This window comes from Paraburkholderia sp. (assembly GCF_035656215.1).
In the GTDB taxonomy this organism is placed as follows: domain Bacteria; phylum Pseudomonadota; class Gammaproteobacteria; order Burkholderiales; family Burkholderiaceae; genus Paraburkholderia.
Window position 1 is genome coordinate 1 of the sequence record NZ_DASRSY010000356.1, and the last position, 9,457, is coordinate 9,457.

General features: G+C 60.9%; 10 protein-coding genes and 1 pseudogene. 1 reads left to right on the top strand and 10 read right to left on the bottom strand.

All coding sequences use genetic code 11. The annotated features are described in order from the left end of the window. From VFE81_RS20945 to VFE81_RS20965, 5 genes are all read right to left on the bottom strand, one after another. Positions 1-287, bottom strand: a 287-nt coding sequence (locus tag VFE81_RS20945) for a solute carrier family 23 protein (RefSeq protein WP_325046430.1), incomplete at its 3' end; no start/stop codon positions are given. Positions 288-342: 55 nt separating this feature from the next. After that, positions 343-1,188 carry an alpha/beta hydrolase gene (locus VFE81_RS20950; RefSeq protein ID WP_325046431.1) on the bottom strand — a complete coding sequence of 282 codons (846 nt, stop codon included), beginning with the start codon at positions 1,186-1,188 and terminating at the stop codon, positions 343-345. Positions 1,189-1,196: 8 nt separating this feature from the next. Next, positions 1,197-2,264 carry an aromatic ring-hydroxylating dioxygenase subunit alpha gene (locus VFE81_RS20955; RefSeq protein ID WP_325046432.1) on the bottom strand — a complete coding sequence of 356 codons (1,068 nt, stop codon included), beginning with the start codon at positions 2,262-2,264 and terminating at the stop codon, positions 1,197-1,199. Between the two features lie 19 nt (positions 2,265-2,283). Continuing rightward, complete coding sequence (locus VFE81_RS20960) at positions 2,284-3,039, bottom strand: SDR family NAD(P)-dependent oxidoreductase (RefSeq protein WP_325046433.1); 756 nt, start codon at positions 3,037-3,039, stop codon at positions 2,284-2,286. A gap of 29 nt (positions 3,040-3,068) precedes the next feature. After that, on the bottom strand, positions 3,069-4,055 hold the full coding sequence (locus VFE81_RS20965; protein ID WP_325046434.1) for a PDR/VanB family oxidoreductase: 987 nt from the start codon (positions 4,053-4,055) through the stop codon (positions 3,069-3,071). Positions 4,056-4,154: 99 nt separating this feature from the next. Between VFE81_RS20965 and VFE81_RS20970 the strand changes: the two genes are divergently transcribed. Continuing rightward, positions 4,155-5,075, top strand: a complete 921-nt coding sequence (locus VFE81_RS20970) for a LysR family transcriptional regulator (protein WP_325046435.1) — start codon at positions 4,155-4,157, stop codon at positions 5,073-5,075. 149 nt (positions 5,076-5,224) lie between these two features. Here VFE81_RS20970 and VFE81_RS20975 read toward each other — a convergent pair. From VFE81_RS20975 to VFE81_RS20995, 5 genes and pseudogenes are all read right to left on the bottom strand, one after another. Further along, a pseudogene (locus tag VFE81_RS20975) lies at positions 5,225-5,362 on the bottom strand (acetyltransferase); the annotation flags it as partial. A gap of 32 nt (positions 5,363-5,394) precedes the next feature. Further along, entirely contained in the window at positions 5,395-6,714 is a 1,320-nt protein-coding gene (locus tag VFE81_RS20980) for an MFS transporter (protein ID WP_325046436.1), read from the bottom strand. 44 nt (positions 6,715-6,758) lie between these two features. Then, entirely contained in the window at positions 6,759-6,965 is a 207-nt protein-coding gene (locus tag VFE81_RS20985; RefSeq protein WP_325046437.1) for a DUF2783 domain-containing protein, read from the bottom strand. Beyond that, on the bottom strand, positions 6,952-8,682 hold the full coding sequence (locus VFE81_RS20990) for an FAD-dependent monooxygenase (protein WP_325046438.1): 1,731 nt from the start codon (positions 8,680-8,682) through the stop codon (positions 6,952-6,954). Before VFE81_RS20990 ends, VFE81_RS20985 begins: the two co-directional genes overlap by 14 nt. A 17-nt stretch (positions 8,683-8,699) precedes the next feature. After that, on the bottom strand, positions 8,700-9,457 hold a 758-nt coding region (locus tag VFE81_RS20995), incomplete at its 5' end, for an alpha/beta hydrolase (RefSeq protein ID WP_325046439.1).

Consider the following 9,457-nt stretch of genomic DNA (forward strand, 5'->3'; position numbering starts at 1 on the left):
ATCGCGATCATCGGACCCACCGATACAAACGACACCCCCATCATCACCGGCAGGCGCGCACCGAGCTTCCAAAGCCCCAGCGTTTGCACCAGCGTGATGACACCTCCTGCAAACAGGTCGGCGTTGATCAGCAGCGCCATCTGCTCGGGCGAGAGTTTCATCGCGCCCCCGACAATTAATGGCGGCACAACAGCCCCGGCATACAGCACCAGCACATGCTGCAACGCCAGAAAAATGAGCCGGTGCCACGCCATGATCTCGTCTACGGGTTCAATTTGACCGGACATAACTCCTCCTTGTCGACATAACGCCTCCTGATTGCGATGACCGCCATGCAGATACCTAGTCTGCGCAGTCGGTGTTTGCGGTGATGCTGCCCACTGTGGTGAAGAACTGCCTCAGCGCGTCGGTCAGTTCTATGGGTCTTTCGAGCGGAACCAGATGCCCACTGCCGGCGATCTCGCAAAACTTGCCGCGCCTGGCTGACGCAGCCATCTGTCGCATCACCGCGCCACGTACAAAGCTACGCTCGCCATGGACGAAGAGCATGTGGCGATCGATCTCGCGCAACGCGTTCCAGTAGTTGTCGCGCCGGAACGGCCAGCAACTGAAGAAGAACGGATCGTGCTTGCGCTCCCAGCCACCGACGATGGGCCGAATCGAATGGAAGGCGTACATGTCGAGCAAAGCATCGGATGCCATGGGATTGGCCTTGCGCTCATAGTTCAGCGCCGCGATGCGGTGCTGAAAAAACGTCGGGCGTGCGTCGACCTCTTTTTCTCCGCGTTCGAAATTCGGCTCGACGTCAACTACGGCTAGCTGGCGTACGCGCGCCCGCGCTCGCGCGGTGTATCCGATCGCAATCAGTGCCCCCCACGACAGACCGGCCAAGTCGAACAGCGGCAGATCGAGCGACTGCACCAGCGTCTCGAGATCGTCGATGTGGTCATCGGTCAGGTACGCGTGCAATTCTGGCCAGTAGCTTTCGCCGTGACCACGCAGGTCGAGCGCGATCACACGCCGCGTTTTGCCCAGTTCCTGCGCCACGTCGTGCCACAGCCACGCACTGCCGGTCACCCCATGAAGGCAGATCAGCGGCGGATACTCGCCGGTATCCCTGCCGAATTCGAGCGCGTGCAATGCGCCCGTGCTGGCCGGCACGAACAGTTCGCGCACCGCCCCGCTCACGGCCGCCCTCATGACAGCCCCGCTTCGTTCAGGATGTCGAACAACCAGCGCCGATATTCGACGGTGACCACATCCGCGCCGCGCACGGGCGTCTCGCGTTCGTTGGGGCTCCCGCCTGAAAAGCTGAACCAGATGGGCCGCTGCGACTCGATGATCGGTTTGTCCTGATCCAGCACCTCGGCTTCGAAATCCATGAAGAAACGGTCATAAGTTGGATCGGTGCCGAAGTCGCGCGCCTGCCACCAGAAACTGCGGGTATGCGTCTCATCGATCGGGGATGCCGCCATGAACAGCACGTAGCGCTTGCCATTCGGAAAGGTCCGCTTCAGATGGACCGTATGTGGCATCGTCACGTGATATTCATTGACCGGTTCGATCCACTCGTCGGTGATGCCGAGCAGCTGTTTCTTGAGGCCGACGCCGGGTTCCTTCACGCCACTGCGGTCAAAGCGCAGCACGTGCCCTTCACGCCATACTTTGACCGGCTCGACGCGTGGGTTGTCGCGGCTGCCGATGGTGCCGTCATGCACATAGGCGAAGTGACCGAAATCGACGAAATTTTCGAGGCGACGCGGCGTACTCGTCGCCCAGTCATACGCGGAGCCGCGCAACACGCGATATTCCGAATCGTTGAGTTCGGGGAAGTCAGGCAATGGCATGACTGGCGTTTCGAGTGCGACCCAGATCAAGCCGGCATGCTCGGCCGCGTGATAGCACGCGATCGACGCATTGATCACGCCAGTCATTTCCTCGCGAGCTGGAATTCGCACGCACTTGCCGCCGTCGTTGAAGCGCCAGCCGTGATAGGGACATTCGATCGTATCGTCGACGATCTCGCCCAATGCGAGCGATGTGCCCTTGTGCGGGCACCGGCCGTGCATCGCCTTCACCTCGCCGTTCAGACGGGCGACGACCACGGATTCACCGAGCAGCATTACGCCGACGGGCTTGTCCAGCACGTCGCCCGCATAGGCGACCGGGTGCCAGTATTTGCGTAACGCCTGATAAAGCGGCGGCCCGACTCTCACGCCTGAAGCAGATTCGACGGCGACGGGGATGTCAGCAAGACTTGTCATGATGGGCTCCTGTCGATGGTTACTGGAAGTACGCGCCGCCGTTGACCAGCAAGCTTTGTCCCGTGACGAAATCGGATCCGCTGCCCAGCAGATAGAGGGCCGAACCCACCATGTCTTCCGGGGTCTGCGTGCGCTTCAGGCAGCGCTGCGCGACCGTCTTTTCGTCTGCCGCGGTGCCTTGCCTGGCAATGATGTCCGGATCGGGAATCAGGTCCGGGCACAGCGTATTGACCTGAATGTTGAATTCGCCCACCTCACGCGCGAGCGCGCGGGTCAGGCCGATGATGGCCGCTTTCGACGACACGTAATGCAGGAAATTGGGCACGCCCTTATAGGGGGTATTCGAGGACACATTGACGATCTTTCCGCCACCACCCTGTTTCATGTACGGCACCACCGCGCGACAGCACAGCCACACTCCGCGCACATTTATCTGGTAGCAACGGTCCCACTCGTCCACCGGAATGTCCATGAACGAACCGAACGTGCAGCCCTTGAAAAACCCGGCGTTGTTGACGATACCGTGGATCGCGCCGAAACGCTCGAACGCGGTTGCCGCCATCGCTTCGATGGAATCGGGATCGGCCACATCGACCTTGACCCCGATAGCGGAGCCCCCTGCGGCGCAATATTCCCTGGCGAGCCCGGACAGGTCCGTCAGATCCGCCAGCACGACATTGGCGCCGATGCGGTTCAGTTCGTCACAATAAGCGCGGCCGATGTTGCCGCCTGCTCCGGTGACGATGATCGTCCTGTTTTTGAGTGAGTCGGACATGGGGATACTTTCCTCCTGGTGTGTCGGTTTCAGATATCGAGGGTTAGCGCGTCGCCCTTGCAGCGCGAGACGCAAATCATCATGGTGCGGTTTGCCGCCCTTTCTTCGGGACTGAGCACCCTGTCCCGATGATCGGGTTCGCCGGCAAGCACGGCGGTCTCGCAGGTGCCGCACACGCCTTCGCGGCACGAGCACATCACGGCCACGCCGTGTTCCTGCAATGCGTGGAGAATCGAGCGGTCAGGCTCGATCACAAAGCTTTTTTGCTGGCGTGCGAGCGTGACCGTGAAAGCCTTACTGTTTGCGGGCGCGCTGATTTCCGGCGCCTTGAAGTATTCGAGGTGAACTCTTTCTGGTGGCACGTCGGCGAGCGCGGCCGTGAATGCGTCCATCAACGGCGTTGGACCGCAGCAATAGAAATCTGCCTGCGCGCCGTGCTTCGCGAGCACGGCTCGAATGTCGAGCGGCTTCGTGCCGGACACGCCGTCGAACACGCAGTGGAGTGCGCCGTCCGGACAGGTATCGGCAAGCTCGCGCAATTCGCGCAGGAAGGCGGCACGGCTTTCCGCACGGGCGCAGTAGTAGAGATCCCAGCTGCTTCCTAGTTCGCACAGGCGCCTGACCATCGCCAGCAACGGCGTGATGCCGATGCCGCCGGCCACCAGTACCGAATGCGCGGCCGCTTCGTTCAGCGGAAAGTGATTGCGGGGCGCGCTGACGGTCAGACGGCTGCCGACCGTCACGGCGTCGTGCATCCGGATCGATCCGCCCCGGCTTGCGGGATCGCGGTTCACGCCGATCACATAACGATGGCGCTCATGCGGATTCGTCAGCGAATATTGCCGCACGAGATCGCCCGACACATGCACGTCGAGATGCGCGCCCGCTTCGAACGGCGGCAGTTCATATGCCTCACCGGATTCACCGACTAAAGGCCAAAGCTCGAACGAGCGCACCGTCTCGGCTTCCCGGCGGATGCCGCGCACTTCAACCTCGAACGTATTCCCTGCTTTCATCACCCTCTCCGCATCAACTGAACTTCGTTGATACGTATTTAAGGGCCTCAATTTATGCAATACAATCGATATAAATTGAACAATTATTGAGAAATTCTGATGAATCTCACTTTCCGCCAGTTACGTGCGTTTGTCGCGGTCGCCGAGTGCGGCCGGTTTGCACTCGCCGCCGAGCGGCTTCACCTCTCGCCGTCGGCGTTGAGCATGCTGATTAAAGATCTGGAAGGCGAACTCGGCGTGAAGCTGCTCGACCGGCACACGCGCATGGTTCGCGTGACCGACATCGGCAAGGAGTTTCTGGCCAGTGCGCGGCGCGTGTTGCAGGACATCGACATGGCCGTGCAGAACTCTCGCGAACAGGTCACCTACAAGCGCGGTCGTGTGACCGTCGCGAGCGCGTCGGTCCTGAGCGTCACCTTGCTGGTGCCGTTCATGCGCGAATTTCAGTCGAGTTATCCCGGCGTGCGCGTCGTTCTGCGTGATACGGCAGAAGAAAGCATCCGGGATGCGTTGATTGCCGAGGATGCGGACATTGGCATCGGTACGTTTCAGGAAGCGCAGTCGGAAATCACGGAAACTGATCTGTTCAGGGACACGTTCGTGGCGCTCCTTCCCGAACATCATGTGCTCGCACGCAAGCGTGTGGTGACGTGGTCCGCATTGGCCGAGTGGCCCTTCATTGCCCTGTCGCCTGGCAGTCCGATCCGCCGCGACCTCGACACGCACCTTGCCACGCAAGACATCCGGCTCAACGTGGCGTATGAGGTCTCTTTCCCCTCGACGGTCTTTGCGCTTGTGTCGAACGGCATGGGGATTTCGCTGCTGCCGGCCAATTCGCGGCATCTGATGAATGTGTCCGGCATCGAATTCCGGCCACTCGGCAAACCAGCGATCATGCGGCGCGTCTGCACGTTCCGGCTTAAACAGCGGGCGCTGTCACCGGCGGCCGAGTTGTTTCACACATTGCTGATCGATTACGTCGAGGCTAACCGGACGCGGCTAGCGGTCGAACGGGCCTGATCAGCGAGCCTACGCAACGCCCTGCACAGTCCCAGTGAATCGCTTCGCTAAACCGTCTCGCTGCGCATTGATTCGATCGATTGCGGCGTATTCAACGTCTCGACGGCCACTACTGACCGGCACGTGAGCGGCACCGACCGAAACGTCGATCAGGGAATCCGAAAAGCCGTTTCGAACCTCGCGATGAACCGCTCACATTCCGTCTCCGGCAAGTGATTGATTCCCGCCGCCCGTTTTCTGCCGCCGCCGGTATCGAAGCCGCGGTAAAAATCGTCGGCGCCCACGGGCCCCATTGCTTGCGAATGCGAATATCGACTATTCAGGCGGGTTTTCTTTCCAGTTGACGGATTTCGCCCAAGGAAAAATACATGACCACTCCGCCGAGAATCAGCAGAAGCGCCAGCAGATGCAAGCCGTTGTCCAGCTTCCCCGTCGCGGTCTTCATCCAACCGATCATCGTCGGGCTGAAGAAGCTTCCCAGTTGCCCAAGACTGCTGATGAGCGCAATACCGCCGGCCGCTCCCGTGCCGGACAGATAATCCTGGGGGATTGACCAGAAAATCGGCAACGCGGAAAACGTCAGGACAACCGCCACGCTCAGCAGACAAATCACCGACGGCAAGCTACCGGTGTACAGCGCGAGAACCGACAACGCGATCCCTCCGCCAATCGCGCACACCGCGTAATGCCCGCGCCTCTCCCTGTGCAGATCCGAGTGGCGCGAAATAAGCACGATCCCAAGCGCGCCGAGGCCGTAGGGAATCGCACTATAGAGGCCGATGTGCAATACATTTGTCACGCCCGCCCCTTTTATCACCGCGGGGAGCCAGAAGCTGATGGCCATCGTGCCGCAGGTCAACGTGAAGTAGATCGCTGCAAGCAAATACACACGCGGGTTGCGCAGCGCTTCACGGAACGATCCTGACGCCACGTCGCGTTTTGCTTCGCATTCCTCTTCCAGTTCGCGCAACAAGCATTGCCTCTCTTCGACGCTCAGCCAGGATGCCGCCCGGGGGGAGTCCTGCAGCACCCACAGCGCCAGCGCCCCGAGCACGATAGCGGGAAGGCCTTCGATAATGAACAGCCATTGCCAGCCGGCAAGTCCGTGCATACCGCTCGTGTATTGCATGATGGTCCCGGAGACGATACCGCCCAGCACGCCGGCAACGGCCACAGCAACAAACAGCCAGGACGTAACGGCCGCCCGGCGGCCAGCCGGAAACCAGAAGGTCAGGTAAAGAATGATGCCTGGAAAAAAGCCTGCTTCAAAAGCGCCCAGCAGGAAGCGTAGGAGGTAAAGCATCGACGGTGTGCTCACAAACGCCATGCACGCTGAAACCACGCCCCAGCAGACCATGATCCGCACAAAGGTCCGTCGCGCGCCGATGCGTAACAGCATCAGATTACTTGGAACTTCAAGAAGAAAATATCCAAGGAAGAAGACTCCGGCGCCCAGTCCATACACCGCATCACTGAAGCCAAGATCGCCCTTCATCTGAAGCTGGGCGAAGCCAATATTGATGCGGTCAAGAAACGCAACCACGTATGCGACGAATAAATACGGGACGATACGCAGGGTCACCTTTCGGTAAAGCCTGTTGCTCGCGTCAGACGCGGCATAATTCGGCAGTAACTGCATGTTGTCTCCTCGCTGGATATGCAAGCGCCTCGAAGAGGCATGTTTTAGTGTTTCGACAAACTCGGCTCCGGCACCGATTCGCCAGCTTCCCGGATGGCCTGCAGGCATACCTCGGCGTCACCCACTTTCTCCATCAGCAACAACGCGAGCCGTGCCAGCATCAAACTTTCGCGCTCGCGTCCCACAGCACTGATCGCCTCACAGCAAGCCGAATAGAGCAGATCTCGCTGATCGTCCTCAAGCGTCGACATGGTGATCCTCCGAAGCGGTCTGGTGAAAATCAGTCGCACGGCCGCTTGCCTGCCGCAAGGCCGCGCGCATCGTTGCAAGCGACGGCCGGTTCCACGCCGCACAAAGGTGGCCATCGGGACGAACAAGCCATACGTCTGCGTCAATTGCACCGTGCCTGGACGCAAGCGTGCCGGCGCAATCGATCAGCGTGTTTGCGCCGTGCCATGCGGGCTGCGACGCATCGCTCCCAGCCTGGTCGTCAAACAGCATCTGCACGACGCTCACGGGCGAAGACTCCGTGTCGGCAAGCAGCGGCAGATCGTCGTGGCCGCGCCCGAATGCGAGCACCGTGAAATGCGGTCCCAACGCATCGGACAAAAACGTCTCACCACGGCTTCCGGACACCGGTACCTCGGGAATCACCTGGCCCACGCGCGGCGCGTTCGGCAAACCTGTCCCGCTGGACAGCGGCGAGCCTACATAGTCGATTGCGCTCGTCTGACGCGGATTGACGAGTTTCGCGATCTCGCGGTGCTGCTCCGCCAGCGACAGCGCTGCCTCGCGCATCAGCGAATAGCCTCTCGACGGCGGCGCCATGAATTCCGTGCTGCGCTTCGCACTCTCCGCATTGACATGAAAGGCATGAACCCGCTCGACCGAATAGCTGTCCAGCAGAGCGTCGCCGCCCCACCCTTGCACCACCGCAGCCAGTTTCCACGCGAGATTGTCCGCGTCGTCAAAGCCGGAATTGAGTCCTCTCACGCCGAAGATCGGCATCGCGTGCGCGGCATTTCCCGCGAACAGAATGCGGCCGTGCCGATATTTTTCGAGCGACATCGCCCCTGCTCGGTATGCGCTCGTCCACACCAGCTTCCACGGAAGATGTGCTTGCCCGATCAGTTCCAGTTGCCGCTGCACGTAGGGTGCGACTGCTTCCGGCGTGATCGCGGCGTCGATGTCGGTGTCGTCGGGCACCTGATAGTCGATACGCCAAAGATCGTCGGGTTGTTTGTGCAACAGCATCGTCCAGCCCGGATTGGATGGCGGATCGAACCACGCGCGCCGCTCCGCCGGCTCGGCGCTGCGCAGTTCAATATCGACAATCACGTATTTACCTTCGTAAGCGGCGCCGGCAAGCGGCAAACCCAGACGCTTGCGGACAAAACTTTGTCCACCATCGCAGGCGACCAGCCACGCCGCGTCGAGCTCGTACGCACCCGCACTGCTTTCCACCCGCAGCGTGACACCGTGCGCGGCCGTCGTCAGCGCGGTGACCGAACTGCCCCAGCGGATGTCGATGAGGTCTGCGTAGTTCGCCCTGATTTCGTCGACCAGAAACTGCTCGATGTAGTACTGCTGCAGATTGACCATCGGCGGCAGTTTCTGGGTGTCGTCGTGCGGCATGTCGAAGCGGAAGACTTCTGTCTGGCGGTAGAAACTACGGCCAGACGTCCATGCGAGCCCCTTGTTCATCACGGCGGCGAGCACGCCGAGGCGCTCCAGTATCTGCAGGCTGCGACGCGAAATGCACGCAGCGCGGCTCCCCATGCAAACGGTGTCGTCTGCCTCGATCACCACGGACGGCACGCCATAGCGGGCAAGACCCAAGGCCGTCGCCAACCCCACGGGGCCGCCACCGCAAATGGCGACCTGATGTTTCTTCGCGTCGCGGCGAGCATCCAGCGCCGGCAACGAAGGGATGTGCCGCTCATAGCGGAAAGGTCCAATGGACTCCATGTCAGATCTCCCGATGCTTAGTGCAAGCTTCTGCCAAGCCAGTCCTCGAACGTATCGGCGGTGAACCGCACGAGTTCGGACTGACCGGCCAGATAATGGTTGCCCCCCCTGACAGCGACTTCCGTGAGCCGCTCCCTCGCTGCATCGCGCCACGCTTTAGCCGTGCTGGGGAACGTCGATCCGTCCGCGGTATGGGTCATGAGGAGCACGGGCACGCTGGTCTTCGCGAGATTGTTCGGGCCGTCAGCCTGAGATAGTGACGACCATTGCGACAACCACGAGCGCAGTGTGTTGAAGCGTCCCATCGCATTGGCGGCGTAGTTCACAGTGCGGGCGTCGCCCCAGATGGAACCGGCGGCGCGATCGTTAGCGTCGAGCGACAGATCGAGAAAGCGCGGGTCTGAATGCGTGCGATAGACAAGGAACGTCTGGTCCTGCGGTCCGTTTTCCGTGGCTCGCAACATCCGCAGGCGCGCAAGCACCCATTGCTCGATGCGATCGCGCCGCGCGAGTTGCGCCGCGCGGAACAACGCCACGAAGTCTTCTGAAAACGGTGCTGCGCCGCCGCGATAGAGATCCCACTGTGGATCAGTAGCGAGCGGATCACGTTCATCGACGACCGACGGGTCCAGCCATTGCGCAATCAGACGCGCGCGGCCGGCATGCGCGGCGGACAGCATGATCGCGTCCGCCGGTGGAAGGTCTTGCCGCACGAGATGCGTGGGCGTGCCGTCGGGAAACTGAGCTGCTGTGAGATTTTCAGCCTGTGCCTGAT

Bases quoted from the DNA above. Each gene is read 5' to 3' on its own strand.
- VFE81_RS20955 (WP_325046432.1), bottom strand. From the start codon at position 2,264: ATGACAAGTCTTGCTGACATCCCCGTCGCCGTCGAATCTGCTTCAGGC.
- VFE81_RS20960 (WP_325046433.1), bottom strand. From the start codon at position 3,039: ATGTCCGACTCACTCAAAAACAGGACGATCATCGTCACCGGAGCAGGC.
- VFE81_RS20965 (WP_325046434.1), bottom strand. From the start codon at position 4,055: ATGAAAGCAGGGAATACGTTCGAGGTTGAAGTGCGCGGCATCCGCCGG.
- VFE81_RS20970 (WP_325046435.1), top strand. From the start codon at position 4,155: ATGAATCTCACTTTCCGCCAGTTACGTGCGTTTGTCGCGGTCGCCGAG.
- VFE81_RS20980 (WP_325046436.1), bottom strand. From the start codon at position 6,714: ATGCAGTTACTGCCGAATTATGCCGCGTCTGACGCGAGCAACAGGCTT.
- VFE81_RS20985 (WP_325046437.1), bottom strand. From the start codon at position 6,965: ATGTCGACGCTTGAGGACGATCAGCGAGATCTGCTCTATTCGGCTTGC.
- VFE81_RS20990 (WP_325046438.1), bottom strand. From the start codon at position 8,682: ATGGAGTCCATTGGACCTTTCCGCTATGAGCGGCACATCCCTTCGTTG.